Origin of the sequence: Lacibacter cauensis (assembly GCF_007830055.1) — a bacterium.
Lineage (GTDB): Bacteria > Bacteroidota > Bacteroidia > Chitinophagales > Chitinophagaceae > Lacibacter > Lacibacter cauensis.
Genome location: NZ_VLLE01000005.1, coordinates 619,735 through 636,612, shown reverse-complemented (window position 1 = coordinate 636,612; position 16,878 = coordinate 619,735). Strand labels below are relative to the sequence as shown.

Here is a 16,878-nt window from a genome sequence, read left to right as displayed (position 1 = left end):
TACTTACAGATGAAACTACAGGTAACAAAAAACATTCAGTTCACCCGTTTAATTAAAGCAGACGGGCGCTTACGTGAATTCAACTTTCGCAAACTCGGTGGGCTGCAGGAAGGCTTTTTCAGTGTTGATGTTGCAGATGAACGAGGCAACCGTTTACTCTTTAAAATGCACAGGGATGATTATGGCTGGAAGATAGCCGAAGAAATTACCGAACTCCCCGACTGGGTGCATGCTTCGGCACAGGTACTGCACGAAAAAATTGAAGAAGTGATGCAGAACGAATTAACGCATCACGAAAAAGATGAGCAATAAAAAAGCTGTTCAGTAAATAACTGAACAGCTTTTTCTGTTAACATCATTCATTAATAACCCTGGTTCTGTACAAGGTTCGGATTGACTTTGATTTCGTTGAACGGAATCGGGAATGTCCATGCCCGTGATGTAGACGTGATGGTGCAGTTCGATGCACGTGAACCACCTGCAACACCACATTCGTTACGAACAATGGTTTTGGTTGTTCGGCGCAGATCGAACCAACGATGACCTTCGCCCAACAACTCCACCCGGCGTTGTAATAAAATTGCATCAAGCAACGCAGCACCGGTTTCGCTGCCTGTTGCTACATCTCTGTTTGTACGCAGCAGGTTCAAATCGTCAATTGCCGTAGCATCGCTTGTACGTTGTTTCGCCTCTGCACGCATCAGCAACAATTCACCCGCACGAAACACTTTAAAGCTGCGGATACCGGGGTACTTCCAGCAAAGTGTGCGTTGAATACCGCCAAGTCCGGCCTGGTTAAAACGATTGATTCCTGAATTTGTATAAGCACCACCCTGGGCCTGTAATACAGCCGTCATAGCTGAAGTTACACGGTAGTTGGGGCTTGCTCCGCTTATAGCTGCACCCGGACGCAACGCATTATCGGATGGGATTGCCCAATACACTTCGCTTGAAGGGGCAGTTTCACCTGCAGTAGAAAATGCAGCTACATAATTTGCAGCTGAGCCAACAGGACGTAAGCCCAACGCAACATTTGCATCACTGATAACTGCTGTCCACTGCGATGCATAATAATTCACTCTTGCACGCATGGCATACACCACCACACTGTCAATATAATTGCGAGATGAGTTACCGGTTGTGTTACCACCATCACGAAAAGCAACCAATGCATCACCAAGATCTTTCAGGATGGCATCATAGTTTTCTTTTACTGTATTGCGTGCAGGCAAATTAGCAAACGGTTTTTGTGGATCGAAAATGGTTACATAAGGAACACCTAATGCGGTTGAATTACGACCGAAATCGGGAGCGAAATAACGCATCAGATCAAAATGTGCATGTGCACGGATAGCAAGCGCCTGCGCTTTGATGCGTTTGGCTTCAGCTGCGTTTGCACCTGTTTCATACTTATCGATATACTTCAACAGGTTGTTTACCCTTGAAATAATTTCATAAGGCTGAATAAAGATGCCGGCAACTTGTCCGTTGTCTGAAGCATAAATCATTTCGCTCATAATATTCCAGTTACCCAAACTTTCCAATGCTTCCACAAAATCATCACCCATCAGTTCGGGTAAACCACTCCAGCCACTTGGCGATCCGGAAGCACCGGGATTACCATAATAGTTATTGCTTTGAAAACCATCGTACGCACCACGCAAAGCATTGCGTACATCATCAAATGTTTTTAATTCGGTGAGCGAAGTATCGGGCACCGTATCTAAAGGTTTCTTGCACGCCATGAATCCTGTAATAAACAGGGCCATGAGCAGCAGAAACGGTTTGGTTATTTTCATATCCTAAAAAATTTCGTTCATTAAAAATTTAAATTCAAACCAAAGTTCACACTACGTAAAGCCGGATACTGTGCACCGCTTACAGATGCGTTGGCACCATCAGCATCAACTACCGATGATACTTCAGGATCCCATCCCTGGAACTTGTGCCATGTGTACAGGTTTTGTCCCTGCGCAAATACACGCAAGCCCTGGATCTTCAGTTTTTGTGTGATACTCTTTGGTAAAGAATACGACAACATCACATTACGTAAACGGAGGAAATCACCTTTTTCAAGGAAACGTGTTGTTTGTCCTTGCGTTGCCTCGTCGATACGTGGGAAGTTGGTGATTTGTCCGGGTGTGGTCCATGCAGTTAAACCGCTGCGTGCAAAACCGGATGTTGTGTACTGATAATATTCAACATTGAAACGTGCGTTGTTATACACATAGTTACCTGCAGAATAAACAAAGAATGCAGAGAGTTCCAATCCTTTAAAGTTGAACGTATTGGTGAAGCCGGCGTTATGCGGCGCATCACTTGTACCCAACACAGTCAAATCATTGGCGTCATAATCTTCCGTAATGGTTTTACCATCGGCTTTCAGGTATTGTGAATTACCGTTTGCAGGATTAACACCTGCATACTGTACGAGGTAAAAACTATTCAATGGTTTACCTACTTGTAAAGCCTGGAAACTCTTGTACAACTGGAAGTCCTGGTTGTCCGGTAATGATTTAATGGTGTTCTTATTGTATGCATAGTTTGCATCAACATTCCATTTAAAACTCTTCGCATCTATAATTCGGAAAGATAAGCTTACTTCAATACCCTGGTTTTCCATACTGCCGTTGTTTGCAAGAATGGTTCTGTTACCACCACTGGTTGCAGGAACTGTTGGCTCAAAATATAAACCGGTTGTTAAGCTGTTATAATACTCAACGGTTGTTTTAATACGGCTCTTCAGCAATTCTACTTCAACAGCAACGTTTGCAGTTCTGCGTTTTTCCCATGTAAGATCAGCATTACCTAAACGGCTGATGTTTAATGTACCTTGTCCGCCATAAGTACCACGGCCATACTGTTGAATGTATGGGAATTCACCAATACCGTTTTGGTTACCTACTGCACCAAAACTTGCACGCAGTTTCAGGTAATTGATAGCATCTACTTTGAAGAAGCTTTCATCAGAAATTAACCAACCTGCACCAATGGAACCGTATTGTGTCCAACGGTTTTTCGGACTAAGGCGTGATGAACCATCCGTTCTTCCGGAGAGTGTAACAAAGTATCTGTTTTTAAATGCATAATCTGCAGTACCGAAATAGGAAAGCAAAGAACTGTTTTCGGGGAAACCACCACCAACAATCGGAATGTATCCGTTGGCTGCAGTACCTGCAACAAGCCCTGCTTCATTATCGAACGGCAGTAATAAACCAAAACCTGTATAGTTAAAGCTTCTGCCTCTGCGACGGATATACTCCGTATATACAGATGTTGTTAATTCATGTTCGCCATTTGCACCAAAGCTTGCTTTGTGAGTAAGACTGTTGGTGATGGTTGAACGGAAACGACGATCTAAACTTCTTCCAACAGAACCATCAACAGACAAACCACTTCCGATTGCACCGTTTTGCTCAGCTGCCTGTGTTCCTTTTTTAGTAATGGAAAAACCTTCAAACTGCGAATAGTCACCACCCGCATTAAAACGGTAGGTTAAGTTTTTGATCCATGGTAATTTGTATTCGAGAAATACATTACCTGTCGATTTCAATTGCCAGCTGTTATCGCCGTTCTCTTTCAGTTCTTCAACTGGGTTTAACCAGAATGGAAACTGCACAGAGCCTGCATACGTACCATCATCGTTGTATGCTTTTTCGTAAGGCAATGCCCATAATACAGTGTTCAATGGAGAACCAACACTCTGGTCGCCTTCAAAAGTTCCCCGGAAGTTGGACCAACCACCGGCGAGATTTACACCAAACTTAACGTTGCGTTCGCTGTGCGATAAATTCAAACGACCATTGTAACGTTTTAAACCGGTGTTAATGGTAACACCTTCCTGGTCGAAATAACTGAATGAAGTATAAAACGTGGTTTTATCAGTACCGCCACTTGCACTTAACTGATGCGATTGCATTTTGCCATCCTGGAAAACAAAATCATTCCAATTGGTATTAATCTGGCTGAGTGCAGTTACATCTGCAGCAGACCAACCCCATGGGTTACCGGCAATGTTCATTTCAAAATCGAGCTTCTCCTGTGTATTCATCAGCTTCAGTTTATTTTCCGGAAGCATTGAAATACCAAATTGCCCATCGTAAGCAAAACGTACTTTACCGCTTTTACCTTTTTTAGTTGTAACAACGATCACACCATTTGCAGCACGAGAACCGTAAATAGCAGTTGATGCTGCATCTTTCAACACCGTTACACTTTCAAAATCGCCTTGGTTCATCGTACTGAAATCGCCGGGCCGTACTTCCACACCATCAACAATGTATAACGGCTCTACCGATCCGTTTACAGATGTACGTCCACGAATAATTACATCGGCATTACGCCCCGGTTGTCCCGATCCTGTTTTTACATTTAAACCGGGAGCCTGTCCCTGCAAAATCTGATCGAACGATGCAATGGGTTGTGTGCGGATGTCGTCAATTACAACAGTGGATGCCGAACCTATGTTCGAACGTTTTGAACGTGCGGTGTAACCGGTTACAATCACTTCTTTCAGTGCATTAACAATTGCATTAACAGTTACATTCATTACACTGCCTTCAACAGTAACTTCTTTTGCCTCAAAAGAAGTACTTGTAAACACTAAAACATCGCCTTGTTTGGCTTTAATGGAATAATTTCCCTGGGCATCTGCAGTAGTAATGGTTTGTGTACCTTTTACCTGTACAGTAGCAAAAGGCTGGGGTTCTCCTGTTTGTGAGGTAATCTTTCCGCTTACCGTTTGTGCATCGGCAAAGGCGAAGGAAAGCATACCAAATACAAACAAGACAAGAACCCGGAGAGTTTCTCTTGTCATGAACGATGAGGTTTTAAAGTGAAAAATAAAAACTTACTTAAGCTACACCTTAAGTAAAACAGGACGCAAATAACGTATACCTGTTAGTGAATGACAAAACATATTGATGTGATGTTGCGCTTTCGGTGTCAACTTTTGACGAGAGGTAAAAAACCAAGTTTGAATGAATATACCTATGTAATTTTTTTACACAATAACAGCTTGTTTGTCATACTGCTGTCATGTAAAAAGATTTTTTCTGAAAGAGTTTGAAACGAACAAATTTTTTTTCTTGGTCAGCAGGTTTATATTGCACCCCCTTTTTTAACAAGACAACGTAGATAGAATGACAGAATTTTCATCAAAGATCGCAGGCTCACTCAGCCTGCGTGTGCAGCAGGTAGAAGCCGTAATGGAGTTATTGAACGAAGGTGCCACTATCCCCTTTATTGCCCGTTACCGTAAGGATAAAACAGGCAACTTAGATGAGGTAGCGATTCAGCAGATACAGGACCAATCAAAATTTCTGAAAGAGTTTACAGAACGTAAAGCTTTTATTGAAAAAACAATTTCCGAGCAGGGTAAAATGACGGATGCACTACAGGAGAAACTGGACAAAGCTGCTACGTTAAACGAGCTGGAAGATATTTATCTGCCCTACAAACCCAAGCGTAAAACAAAAGCACAAACAGCACGTGAAAACGGACTGGAACCCTTGGCTTTGTTATTGCTTGAACAGAAAGACATCAATGTAGCTGAGCAGGCAGCAACATTCATCAACGAAAAAGTAGCAAGTGCCGATGATGCATTGCAGGGAGCAAGAGATATTATTTCGGAAATGGTGAACGAGGATGCGCAGGTGCGTGCCAAGCTGCGTAAGTTTTTTGAAGATGAAGCACTCGTAAAGAGCAGCGTATTAAAAGACAAAGAAACAGAAGGCGCCAAATACAAAGACTATTTTGATTTCAGTGAACCGGTGCATAAAATTCCATCGCACCGTATTCTTGCTATACTTCGTGGTTTTACAGAAGGCATTTTAAAAATGAGCATTGAGCCCGAAGAAGAACTGGCAATTGAATTAGTTGATGGCTTATTTATAAAGGGCATGAACGATTCTACGGCACAAGTGAAGCGTGCCATTAAAGATGCCTACAAACGTTTACTGCAACCCAGTCTTGAAACAGAATTCCGTTCGCAGTTAAAACAAAAAGGTGATGAAGAAGCCATTACTGTGTTTGCAGAAAATTTACGTCAGCTGTTATTAAGCAGTCCGTTGGGCAGCAAACGTATATTGGCAATCGATCCCGGTTACCGTACCGGTTGTAAAATTGTTTGCCTTGATGAAAAAGGCGAACTGCAAACAACCGATCTCATCTACATCCATGAGCCGGGCAAATTGTATTCATCCGAACATACCATCCGTCATTTAGTAGATAAATATCATACGCAGGTATTTGCCATTGGCGATGGTACTGCAGGAAGAGAAACCGAGCAATTCATTAAAAAACTCAACTTAGGTTTACCCATCTTCTTAGTGAATGAAGATGGTGCATCGGTATACAGTGCAAGCGAAGTAGCCCGTGAAGAATTTCCGGATAAAGATGTTACTGTACGTGGAGCTGTAAGTATTGGCAGACGTTTAATGGACCCATTAGCAGAATTGGTAAAGATCGATCCGAAGAGTATTGGTGTAGGCCAATACCAGCACGATGTAAACCAGGTGCGTTTAAAAGAACGCCTCGATCAAACTGTAGTAAGTTGTGTAAACCAGGTAGGTGTAAACTTAAATACTGCCAGTAAACATTTGCTCAGTTATGTGAGTGGTATTAACAGCAGCATTGCAGAAAATATTGTAAAGTACAGAAACGAGATCGGTCGTTTTACTTCACGCAAACAGTTGCTGAAAGTTCCACGCCTTGGTGATAAAGCATTTGAACAATGCGCCGGTTTCTTACGCATCAACGATGGCGAAAATGCATTGGATAAAAGTGCCGTGCATCCCGAAGCGTATGCGGTAGTAGAAAAAATGGCGGAAGATTTACAGGTGAAGTTGGAAGAACTGGTGGGCAATGAAGCAACGGTAAAACAGATCAACGCTAAAAAATATGTAAGCGAAACCATTGGAGAATTAACCATCAACGATATCTTAAAAGAATTGGCAAAACCCGGTCTTGATCCCCGCAGCGAAGCACAGGTGTTTGAATATGCCAACATTTTCAGCATTGAAGAAGTTACACCTGGTATGGTTATTCCCGGCATTGTCACCAACCTCACACGTTTCGGTGCTTTTGTTGACATAGGTGTAAAGCAAGATGGCCTTGTACACGTTTCAGAAATTTCACACGACTATATTACTGATCCGGCAGAGAAATTAAAGCTCAACGATAAAGTGATGGTAAAAGTGGTGGAGGTAGATCTTGTACGGAAGCGTATTGCCTTATCCATTAAGCAAACACAGGAAGCTCCGGCACGAGGCACAAGGCTCAAGGGACAAGTACAAGGCACAAGATTCCAAAAGAAAGAAGAGGACTTAAGCAACCTCAGTGTAAATGATGCATTGGCTGCATTGAAGAATAAGTTTAAAAAATAGATGTAAGCTGACAGCTTTAAGCAATAAGCGAATACAAAGAGGCGTACTGAAAACAGTACGCCTCTTTAATTTATGATGGAGTGATTGTTGTAGCCGGTAACTGTCAGCTTCACCTTTACAATCTAAAGCCAATTGTAAAGCTCAATACTCTGTGTTTATTGTTTGCATCAGCATTATTATCTGCACCGGACTGCAGTTTAGCCAGGCCTAAACCATAGTTCACTGAGAACATGGCGGTTTTACCTTCAAAGCCGATGGTTCCGTTTAAACCATAATCAAAGCGGCGAAGAATACCATAACCTGCACCCTCTTCTCCAGATGTAGTTGGATCATCATTTGAAAATTCAATATTATCGGTTCTGTTATAAACAATATTCAACGCCTGGTATTCGAGTTTACGTTTACCTGCAATTCCCATAGCGGCATACGGACCTGCACCAACAAAAAACTTTGCACCATCTCCCAACGGAGCTTTCACTACTACGTTTACGGGCACTTCAATGTAATAAGGATTAGTTGACGCCTTAAAATAACCATTGGAACCTTGCGTACCACTCTGCACTTTAGAACCCTTTCCTGTAAACAACAATCCCGGTTGAATAGATAAAATATTTTTGATAACAGGAATATCGCCCTGCAAGCCTACATGAAAACTTGGTAACATACGGGCCTCATCAACATCGCCACCATCTGTAACAGATACATTGGCCATGTTAAAACCCGCTTTTAAAAACACTGATGATTCCTGGGCAGATGCACTGCCAACAACGGCAGCGAACATGATAAGACAAATGATTTTCATTTTCATAAACGTAATTTTTTTCTTGTTTGCCAAACACCATGCCAAAATAATTATACAGCATGCACCGTATAGCTGAATGAATCAACTGTAGTTGTATACGCAACAAACAGCCAAGCGGATTTTCTGACAAAACAAAAGCAACAACGTTTAATACAGTGCATAAAAAAACTCCGCAACTGCGGAGCTCTTTATATAAACAAGGGGCAAGTACACAAACTAATCTGTAGCTTCGGTAACATAGGCCGATACCCAACCAACCTGTCCGTTCTTAATTAAATAAAACTGTTTGGCTTCGTTTACCGATTTAAACTGGCGCATAATACGCAGCAATAATGCACTGCCCGCCATCAATGCTTTTTGATCGAACACCGAATGCACCCGTTTAATTTCTTCGCCTACAAGTTTTTTATCCCACTTACCATTACCCAACTTACTTACCAGGTACGCTTCACTTAATGATGAAAAATTTTCACTCACACGTTTGGTAAAACGTTCTACATCTTCGTACGTAACAGGAATGATGGGATTGTTACTCAGCTCTGGATACAATAACGTTGCAGTAGCCCACGCAATACCACCACTGAAGGCAATATGATCGCTTACAGGATAGCTGCCGCTTGTGTTAACAGCATACGTAATATCTGTGTTCTCTGCATTGGCTGCTACACGTTGCAGTTGTTTACTGTAATTCTGTAACGATTTATCGTCGCCGCTTAATTTGTCTGCAGCATTTGCCGTACTCTTTGTTCCCCAATTCAACTGAAACAAATAGAAATAGCTGTCATTACCATACGGGAAAAAACCACCTTTGGTATTACCACTGCCAATATCAATTAAGAAGGTAGTGTACCTGCGACTTAAGGGTACAATGCCCAAATGCGAAAGCTTCGCTTCCTGCATTACATCCACCACTTCTACCAAACGGCCGGGTTCATTAATTTTTGTTTGAAAGGCTGAGATGAGTTTTGCAATCGATTCGGTTTTCTTTTCTTTTTCAGCTTGCTGCTTAACACCACTGCTGATAACAGTGAAGACCCGTTTTGTTGGAATATTATATTTTGTAAGTGCTACGTTATACAAGGCCGTCAACCCTTCCAGCGTAGCATCAAACGTAGCCGATGTAAACGAAATAAAGTCGGTGTTTACGCTGGTATCTTTTACAATGGTAAAACTATTACCTGTTTCTGCACTGCGTGTCAACTCAATCAAACTCATCTTCACGCCTTTCGAGCCTACTTCTATACCGGCATACAGGTTGGGCAATTTTAAATTGCGTGCCGTACTTGTTTGCGCAGTAACAACAACAGCACTAACCAAAAGTAACAGCACAAGTAACACTCGACTTTTCGTTTTCAACATAGCAACATGTAAGTTTGGGTAAAAGTAATACAATCAAAAGCCGATTAAGGGTTTGCGCTGATTGCAAACAGCAACTGTGAAAAAAATGTGCTTAACCTCCAATCAGTTTAAACGAAGTTCGCTGCGGCCGACACGTACACCATTGAGATAAAATTGCACACTGTACGCTCCCTTCGAAAACTCGGGCAGTTTGAGATTGACAGCAAAACGACCCGGCTCTCCTTTTTTTGCCTGCACTTTTGCTTTACGTGTGTAGGCCTGCCTGTCGTCGTTAGCCATTGTAAACATCCCCGATTGCCAGGGGTCGTCCTGTATTACATCACCCGAAGGATCGGTGATGACCATAAACACTTCTGTTTCTGCTGTAGTGGCCGATGCTGTTTGTACAGCCGCTCCAACATTCAAATAACCTGCCGCATCGGCTTTGGCTGTGGGCAACTCTCTCCCTCTTTCCATAGCACGGAAACTGATACCGGAAACTGCATACTGCACTTCGTTGGGTTGAGGTTTACTGTTATTATCAGTTTTGGCAGCAGAGGTTACAGCTACTGTTGTGCGGTTATCAACAGGCACCTGAGCAGTTGTGCCTGCATTTTGCGCCAACCTTTGCTGCAACTGCTTTATTTTCTGCTCGGCTCGTTTCAGATCTTCTTTGGTAATATCGTTAATGGCAAGAATGGCGGCAATTTCAGTACGTAAACTGTCTATTTCACTTGCTCCAACAACAGTAGTGCTGGTATCTGTTTGAACGGCATTGCGGGAAGAATCCATCTGTTGCAACAATGTATTGTATGCCGAACGTAACGAATCGTTGATGCGGCTTTGCAACAGCAATGAATCTTTCACCGGCACTACTGCTTTCATATCGGCAGCATACCTGTTCTTATCATACAAATGATAACCCCAGGTGGCCACCAGGCAAAGTGAAACAATTACCAGTAAAACATTCCTTGTATCCTGCATACTGCTGCAAACTACTCATTAATTGATGGAAGAAGCAAGCCCGGCTTGCGTTGTGGATAAGCTGTGAAATGCAAAATCCCTCCGCAGTGCGGAGGGATCGGGAACATATACATTGATGGTTGAAAGACTATCCTTCAATTTTTACCTTTACTTCCAGCTTTTCCCATAACAAAGAGAAGCTTGATTTTGTGCCTTCATACTTCAATACTTCGTTGGCTGATGCTGAAGCAGCAGGTTTTACGGTTACACGCAACACATCATCGGCTTGCTTGTAACTGTAAGCGCCCCATTGCTTGGCTGTTTTGTTAAAGATAATCGTCCACTCTTTTTCGCCGGGAATGGTAAAGAAAGCGTACTTACCTGCAGGCAAGGTTTTACCTTCCACTTTAATATCCTTATCGGTTTCAAAGGTTGTTGCTTCGTTGGCACCTGCACGCCATACTTCGCCATAAGGCACCAGCTTACCCCAAATTTCCCGACCTTTTACAGAAGGTGCGCTATAATTGATTTTAATAGTAGCTGCGCCGCTTTTAAATTCGGTTGATGCGGGTGGACTTGGTTTTTTATTATCCTGTGCACAAGCGGTTACTGTAACCAATACGAATAAGAAAGGCAGCAAACGGAACATACGTTTCATATTTGTTATTTTTTGAATCATCAAAATACTACAAATTACCGGCAATATTGTTGGCTGTATGACAAACGGTTTTAATCTTATCTATCTGTTTCTGTAAAAAAAACTGCCCGCTTGCAGCTATCAGCAAGCGGGCAGATGACTTCTTTCTTCGTTTTGTATCGGGTACTACTATACCGGCTTTTTATTTTACTTCACTCTTTTTCTTTTCGTAATAGGCTTTATCGCTGGCCAGTTTTTGTGCTTCGCTTAAAGAAGCAATGTAAATACCACGACCATGTGTACCCAGCACAATTTCGTTTTCACGCTCCTGTATAGCAATATCGTGGATGGCCACTCTTGGCAGTTCGCTCATCCATGCCATGCTGCTGGCGCCGCCATCAATCGATACATACAAACCATGATCTGTACCAACGTATAACAGGTTTTCGTTTTTCGGATCTTCACGCAACACATTCACGGGCTCTGCAGGCAAATCGGTAAACAACTGTTTCCAGGTGGCACCATAATCATCACTTACAAATACCCATGCATTGAAATGATCGTTGCGGTAACCGTTCAGTGTAACATATACCCTGCTCTCTTTGTATTTTGATGCAACTACCCGGCTTACATACAAGCCTTGTACTGTTTTTGGTAATTTGGAATGGATCGCCGTCCAGCTGTAACCACCATCTTTGCTTACATGAATAAAACCATCATCGCTGCCGGTATAAATTAAACCAAAACGCAAAGGCGATTCGCTGATGGTTACCAATGTTCCAAAGGGCACATTGCCTTCACGCTTGCCACCTGTTAAATCGCCACTCATGTTAACCGACTGCTCCCCTTTATTTAAACTGCGGTGAAAGCGGTTAGTACCGAAATAAAATACATCCTGGTTGTGTTTTGATAACAGGATCGGCGATTGCCAGTTGAAGCGAAGTGGTTTATCGCCCAGTTCGTGTTGCGGACGCACACTTACTCTCGATTGAAACATGTTTGTTTTATCGCCACGGATATAGGCACCAAACTGCGAACCGGTGTACACTGTTTTGTTATCTCGTGTATCAACCTGTACCTGCATTCCATCGCCACCACCAATTGATTTAAAGGCATAGTTGCCGTTGTCGTGCCAGTCAACTGTTTCACGGTTATTGCTTGGGCCATACCAGCTGCCGTTATCCTGCAAACCACCATACACATTGTAAGGCTTCGCATCATCAACCGTAATGGCATAAAACTGTGCAACTGATGGCGTGTTGGCTTTAAACCAGTTGGCACCATCATCGTATGTAATGTTGATACCACCATCGTTCCCATTGATCATGTGACTATCCTTTTTTGGATTGAACCAAAGTGCATGATGATCGGAATGCACATTGCGGCCATCAATTGTTTTAAAACTTTTACCGCCATCGGTACTCATCCATGCACTTACACCCAGCACTACAATCTTATCAACATTCATGGGCGACACATAGATCTTTGCAAAATAATACCCGTAGGTACTGAATGCCTGCGGCAGTTTATTGTTAATGAGCTTCCATGTTTTACCGGCGTCATCGCTGCGATACACTTCGCAACCTTTTACACTACCGCTGAAACCATCATCACCGGCATCAAAATAATCCCACAACGCAACCGGTTGTATTTTGCCTGCCTTCACCATCTCCTTCACCACAGCTGCCGTATACTTTGCCGGAAAACGTTGCTTGCGCATAAATGTATCCAGCTTATTGTTTTCCATGTTCAGCAACTGTTCGCTGGTCATGGTTTTAAAATCTTTCAGCTGCAAACCGGTATCGGCTTTTTGCTTTCTGCTGGTATCAGTTACTGCATCGTAATTATCAATAACCGCATACACAATATTGGGGTTTTGTGCATACACACTTAAACCAATACGGCCCAGTTTCTTGCCTTCGGCAAAACCACTGCCCGGTGCAGTCATCAAACTCCAGGTATTACCGCCATCGGTACTTTTATAAATACCACTTGTAGGACCGCTTTCGGTAAAACTCCAGCCACGACGAGTACGGTGCCACATGGCAGCATACAGTTCGTTCGGGTTGTTGGGGTTCATTTCCATTTCAACAGCACCGGTATTTTCGTCTACCGAAAGTGTAAGCTTCCATGTTTTACCACCATCAACGGTTTTATAAACACCACGTTCTTTGTTGGGCGAATACAAATGACCCAATGCTGCTACCCATGCTGTGTTGGGATCGGTTGGGTGTAATTGTATTTTGCCAATATGATGACTTTCGGGTAAACCTAAATACTCCCATGTTTTACCGTTATCGCTGCTTTTGTACACACCATTACCGGCGTACGATGAGCGGCTGCTGTTTACCTCACCGGTACCAACCCAGATTACACGGCTGCCATACCATTTCACCGCAATATCACCAATGGTCATTACATCTTCGTTATCGAAAATGGGTGTAAACGACTGGCCATTGTTTTTTGTTTGCCACAAACCACCACTGGCGTAGGCCACATAAAACTCAGTTGGATCTTGGGGATTTACTTCCACATCCGTTACACGTCCGCTCATAACTGTTGGGCCAATGTTGCGAAACTTCGCCTCTTTCAATAATGATTTCTGTTCAAGCGCTTTGCGTACAACCATTCCCTTCTGCCGTTCGTCTGCAGTTGTTGGCTTGATTTGTGCAGAAACTGTAACGGAAACCGACAGGAATGAAAGAAGCAGGGTAACTTTGGAGAGGCAATTTTTAATGCCTGCAGCCGTTTTAGTTGGGTTCATGCGTTGGTATTTAATTTCTCATGTTTACGATATGCAAAAGATATTCATCTGTTCAAACATACGAAGGTTGATGCTAAGTGTAATTGCCACTTTCATTTTTTGGATGAGTGGTTCGGCTCAGTGTAAAGACTATACCATTAGCGTTAAGGGCGATACGCTCAATTGTACCGATGTAAAAGACCTGAAACAGGGCAAATGGGTGGTGCGTGTAGAAGAAGTACGTGGCGAACCGGGTTACGAAGAAGAAGGTGTTTTTAAAGATGGTAAGAAAGAAGGCCCCTGGCGTGTGTACAGTTTAATGGGCGATATACTGGCCATTGAAAATTACCGCTGGGGTAACAAGCACGGCAAGCAGCAATACTTTAATACCATGGGCGATATGGTGCGGGAGGAAAGCTGGCTGGCACAAAACCCCGACAAGCCCACCGAAACGGTAGAAGTGTACGATGTAAACGATCCGAAAAAAATCACATTGGTAGAGGTGAAACTCGAAGCCAGCTGTGTACCGCATGGTTACTGGACCATTTACGAACCCGGCACCGGCAAAGTATTACGCAAAGAAAATTTCATTCTCGGAAAGCTCGATGATGGTACAGGAACAGCCAATGGCATTGTAAAGAAAGACCCCAACGAACCTGCCGATGCCAACAGCACCACCAAAAAAGAAACCACCAAAGAAAAAGCAAAGCCCAAAGAAATTTTAGAATACGAAAAGAAAAACAGCGGTAAGAAAAAGATTAAAGTGCGTACAGGGCAAACGGGCGGATGAAGTGGAAAATGAAAAATGAGTTGCCCGTGATAAGTGGAATTTGTTGCTGCAGCATAAAAAATATTGAATGATCAGGCGAGCAATACCATTACCAATAATTAACAACAGCTTAAAGAGCTGCATCAGCAACAAAGACATCAGAACAACCAAACAGATGGACATGAAAGCAAGATTGGCGGCTGTATTTTCTACAGTTCATCGTCAGCGCTGTTTACCATCTTTTTCGCTTCATCATCCAATCGCAGAAGCGTTCCCTCTTTACTGTTAGTATCTCCTTTCAGAAAAATCCGCTTTCCATTACTGGTTACTTCCACACCAATTGCTGTTGAACCATCTTCATCATTCCACGTTTCGTACACACGATAACGCACATGCTTATTTTCAAATGACAACCAATAATCGCCAAACCCGGCATTCGCTTTTCCACCAAATCGTTTCTCTCCATAAAATATAAACGAACGCCAAGAAGTATGATCCGGTTTTTCCGGATACTGCAACTCAATTTTATCGGGTGTTCCAAACCGATAAACGAGATAAGCTCCTTCCTTTTCTTTGCAAAGGCAAACAGACTTCCTGCTTCTGTTCAATGTAAAACTATACAACAGTTCTTCGTTGCTTTGGCAAAGCCGGTGCACAAAAGAACCAGAGTAAACAAAGCTTTCGAAAAAAATGAAACTAAAAATAAATACCCACTTGTACATACATGAAGTAATGTATTTAAACTTTTACAACAGTTACTGAACTTGATAGAGAAAGACAACATTAATCAACCGATCACATATTTATAAAATCGCTTAGCAGTATTACTGCCAAATATGGAAACCGATTCCGCTGTTTATACATCATCGATCAAATGATATTGTTCCATTCTAAAATTTTCAATTAGCTCTTTCGCACTTGGGCGCTTTTCATTTGCCAGCTCTTTATCGGCACCTGCTGCAATAAGAACTTTGAAAACACTTCGCAATTGCTGTAACAGAACACCGTTTTCAAGATCCGCATCCGGACTGTTTATCATTTGCCTGCTATCCAAAATTGCACGATGAAGACTGTTATTACCAAACGAATCGGTTGCATGTACATTCGCCTTCCTGCTTAACAGCAACGCTAAAACAGCAAATGCATCGTCGAAATGGCTACTATCCTTTTGAAGTGTGTACGAACTGAAAATAGTTGCCCGGATTGCATCGTGTAAAACAGGAATCCTCCACTCGTTTGTAGTAGAAGTTTCTACAAAATCCACATCGGCTCCCTCTTCAATGAGTAGACGGGCAACAGCAAAGTTGCCGGCTTTTAATGCAACCTGCAATGCAGACTGCCCTTCGTCTTTTTTGGGTGGAGAAACAGAGCAAACAGTTACGTATGCTTTATCGTTCTGTATTAAGGCCGACACTTTCTCCACGTCACCCGCCCTGACAGCTTTAAAAAACGATTGAATATCTTTCGTTAGCATAGAAAAATGTTGATGATAGTAATATGGATAGGTAAAAATAAAGGAGAAACAGAAAATTGAAAGATGCGTTTCTGTTTTTTGGTTGGGCTTTGTTTAACCTTGATTGGCATCGGCAAAGCAACAGTATAACAAGAAATTTCGTTACAGCATATTTTGTATCAATGAATGAAAATCATCGTAGGCTAAATCTTTAATTGCTATTGCACGGTATTGCCCCCATTCTGCATGGTTGTCCACATAATTCTGAACAAGTAAAATATTGTCACGACCATCGTAGATCAACCGCTTATTGTTACATACAACATACCAGGAGCCAAATACTTCGCTCTGATAACGTTGTTCGGTAACCAATTGCCCGGCCAGTTTAAGCAATGAATACTCAAACAAGAAGCGCCCCCGGTTTTCAGCATGCTGCTGCTCAAAAGCAAACGCCTGCCGTTCACATTCATGCATTGCACGAACACGGTCTGTATCGGTAGCTGCAACTTGTTGACCGGAACGGTTGACCATCACCACATGAAATGCTGAGGCAGTCGTTTCAGCAGTCAATATCGTCCAGCAGGGAAGTATAGGTTCAACTTCAGCACTCATTGTAACAACAACTTTTTTTGAAACAAACATATCCCTTCGTCGATTATCATCCATAACCCGGGCATCTTAAATAAGTACAAGCACAATACTTTAAACAGTATATCTATAGGCCGGGGGCAATTGCACAAAAGCCCGGAGGCAACGAATAGTAAAGAATAGCAAACGAATCTGCCATC

The 16,878-nt window shown here is 42.6% G+C and carries 13 protein-coding genes; 3 read left to right on the top strand and 10 right to left on the bottom strand.

Annotation, left to right across the window (positions count from 1 at the left end):
* The first annotated feature begins 9 nt into the window (after window positions 1-9).
* Window positions 10-312 carry a hypothetical protein gene (locus IQ13_RS16460; protein ID WP_144887716.1) on the top strand — a complete coding sequence of 101 codons (303 nt, stop codon included), beginning with the start codon at window positions 10-12 and terminating at the stop codon, window positions 310-312.
* Between the two features lie 50 nt (window positions 313-362).
* Here the strand turns inward: IQ13_RS16460 and IQ13_RS16455 are convergent, their stop codons facing one another.
* The gene (locus IQ13_RS16455; RefSeq protein WP_144887715.1) at window positions 363-1,799 is read right to left on the bottom strand and encodes a RagB/SusD family nutrient uptake outer membrane protein; all 1,437 of its coding nucleotides are present in this window, start codon (window positions 1,797-1,799) and stop codon (window positions 363-365) included.
* Window positions 1,800-1,819: 20 nt separating this feature from the next.
* Window positions 1,820-4,816: a SusC/RagA family TonB-linked outer membrane protein gene (locus IQ13_RS16450; RefSeq protein WP_144887714.1), complete on the bottom strand. Its 2,997-nt coding sequence runs from the start codon at window positions 4,814-4,816 to the stop codon at window positions 1,820-1,822.
* Window positions 4,817-5,141: 325 nt separating this feature from the next.
* On the opposite strand from IQ13_RS16450, the gene IQ13_RS16445 reads away from it, so the two are divergent.
* Window positions 5,142-7,385, top strand: a complete 2,244-nt coding sequence (locus IQ13_RS16445) for a Tex family protein (RefSeq protein WP_144887713.1) — start codon at window positions 5,142-5,144, stop codon at window positions 7,383-7,385.
* 115 nt (window positions 7,386-7,500) lie between these two features.
* Here IQ13_RS16445 and IQ13_RS16440 read toward each other — a convergent pair whose 3' ends face one another.
* The 5 genes from IQ13_RS16440 to IQ13_RS16420 all read right to left on the bottom strand — a co-directional run bounded on the left by IQ13_RS16440 (window position 7,501) and on the right by IQ13_RS16420 (window position 13,889).
* The gene (locus IQ13_RS16440) at window positions 7,501-8,193 is read right to left on the bottom strand and encodes a porin family protein (protein WP_144887712.1); all 693 of its coding nucleotides are present in this window, start codon (window positions 8,191-8,193) and stop codon (window positions 7,501-7,503) included.
* Between the two features lie 210 nt (window positions 8,194-8,403).
* On the bottom strand, window positions 8,404-9,546 hold the full coding sequence (locus IQ13_RS16435) for a hypothetical protein (RefSeq protein WP_144887711.1): 1,143 nt from the start codon (window positions 9,544-9,546) through the stop codon (window positions 8,404-8,406).
* Window positions 9,547-9,648: 102 nt separating this feature from the next.
* Complete coding sequence (locus IQ13_RS16430; RefSeq protein ID WP_144887710.1) at window positions 9,649-10,509, bottom strand: DUF8428 domain-containing protein; 861 nt, start codon at window positions 10,507-10,509, stop codon at window positions 9,649-9,651.
* A 127-nt stretch (window positions 10,510-10,636) separates the two neighbouring features.
* Complete coding sequence (locus IQ13_RS16425) at window positions 10,637-11,146, bottom strand: DUF2911 domain-containing protein (RefSeq protein WP_144887709.1); 510 nt, start codon at window positions 11,144-11,146, stop codon at window positions 10,637-10,639.
* Window positions 11,147-11,327: 181 nt separating this feature from the next.
* Window positions 11,328-13,889 (bottom strand): VPS10 domain-containing protein, encoded by a 2,562-nt coding sequence (locus IQ13_RS16420; protein ID WP_144887708.1) that lies wholly within the window; start codon window positions 13,887-13,889, stop codon window positions 11,328-11,330.
* A gap of 31 nt (window positions 13,890-13,920) precedes the next feature.
* Here IQ13_RS16420 and IQ13_RS16415 point away from each other — a divergent pair, with 31 nt between their 5' ends.
* Window positions 13,921-14,658 (top strand): toxin-antitoxin system YwqK family antitoxin, encoded by a 738-nt coding sequence (locus IQ13_RS16415; RefSeq protein ID WP_158637422.1) that lies wholly within the window; start codon window positions 13,921-13,923, stop codon window positions 14,656-14,658.
* A gap of 188 nt (window positions 14,659-14,846) precedes the next feature.
* On the opposite strand, the gene IQ13_RS16410 is transcribed toward IQ13_RS16415, so the two are convergent.
* From IQ13_RS16410 to IQ13_RS16400, 3 genes are all read right to left on the bottom strand, one after another.
* Complete coding sequence (locus IQ13_RS16410; RefSeq protein WP_144887706.1) at window positions 14,847-15,359, bottom strand: hypothetical protein; 513 nt, start codon at window positions 15,357-15,359, stop codon at window positions 14,847-14,849.
* A 134-nt stretch (window positions 15,360-15,493) separates the two neighbouring features.
* Window positions 15,494-16,111, bottom strand: coding sequence for an ankyrin repeat domain-containing protein (locus IQ13_RS16405; RefSeq protein WP_144887705.1), 618 nt, complete (start codon window positions 16,109-16,111; stop codon window positions 15,494-15,496).
* 141 nt (window positions 16,112-16,252) lie between these two features.
* Entirely contained in the window at window positions 16,253-16,702 is a 450-nt protein-coding gene (locus IQ13_RS16400; protein WP_144887704.1) for a hypothetical protein, read from the bottom strand.
* Window positions 16,703-16,878: the final 176 nt, after the last annotated feature.

What these genes read in the sequence shown, in the direction of transcription:
- IQ13_RS16460 (WP_144887716.1), top strand. Translation starts at nt 10, where the DNA reads ATGAAACTACAGGTAACAAAAAACATTCAGTTCACCCGTTTAATTAAA.
- IQ13_RS16455 (WP_144887715.1), bottom strand. Translation starts at nt 1,799, where the DNA reads ATGAAAATAACCAAACCGTTTCTGCTGCTCATGGCCCTGTTTATTACA.
- IQ13_RS16450 (WP_144887714.1), bottom strand. Translation starts at nt 4,816, where the DNA reads ATGACAAGAGAAACTCTCCGGGTTCTTGTCTTGTTTGTATTTGGTATG.
- IQ13_RS16445 (WP_144887713.1), top strand. Translation starts at nt 5,142, where the DNA reads ATGACAGAATTTTCATCAAAGATCGCAGGCTCACTCAGCCTGCGTGTG.
- IQ13_RS16440 (WP_144887712.1), bottom strand. Translation starts at nt 8,193, where the DNA reads ATGAAAATGAAAATCATTTGTCTTATCATGTTCGCTGCCGTTGTTGGC.
- IQ13_RS16435 (WP_144887711.1), bottom strand. Translation starts at nt 9,546, where the DNA reads ATGTTGAAAACGAAAAGTCGAGTGTTACTTGTGCTGTTACTTTTGGTT.
- IQ13_RS16430 (WP_144887710.1), bottom strand. Translation starts at nt 10,509, where the DNA reads ATGCAGGATACAAGGAATGTTTTACTGGTAATTGTTTCACTTTGCCTG.
- IQ13_RS16425 (WP_144887709.1), bottom strand. Translation starts at nt 11,146, where the DNA reads ATGAAACGTATGTTCCGTTTGCTGCCTTTCTTATTCGTATTGGTTACA.
- IQ13_RS16420 (WP_144887708.1), bottom strand. Translation starts at nt 13,889, where the DNA reads ATGAACCCAACTAAAACGGCTGCAGGCATTAAAAATTGCCTCTCCAAA.
- IQ13_RS16415 (WP_158637422.1), top strand. Translation starts at nt 13,921, where the DNA reads ATGCAAAAGATATTCATCTGTTCAAACATACGAAGGTTGATGCTAAGT.
- IQ13_RS16410 (WP_144887706.1), bottom strand. Translation starts at nt 15,359, where the DNA reads ATGTACAAGTGGGTATTTATTTTTAGTTTCATTTTTTTCGAAAGCTTT.
- IQ13_RS16405 (WP_144887705.1), bottom strand. Translation starts at nt 16,111, where the DNA reads ATGCTAACGAAAGATATTCAATCGTTTTTTAAAGCTGTCAGGGCGGGT.
- IQ13_RS16400 (WP_144887704.1), bottom strand. Translation starts at nt 16,702, where the DNA reads ATGAGTGCTGAAGTTGAACCTATACTTCCCTGCTGGACGATATTGACT.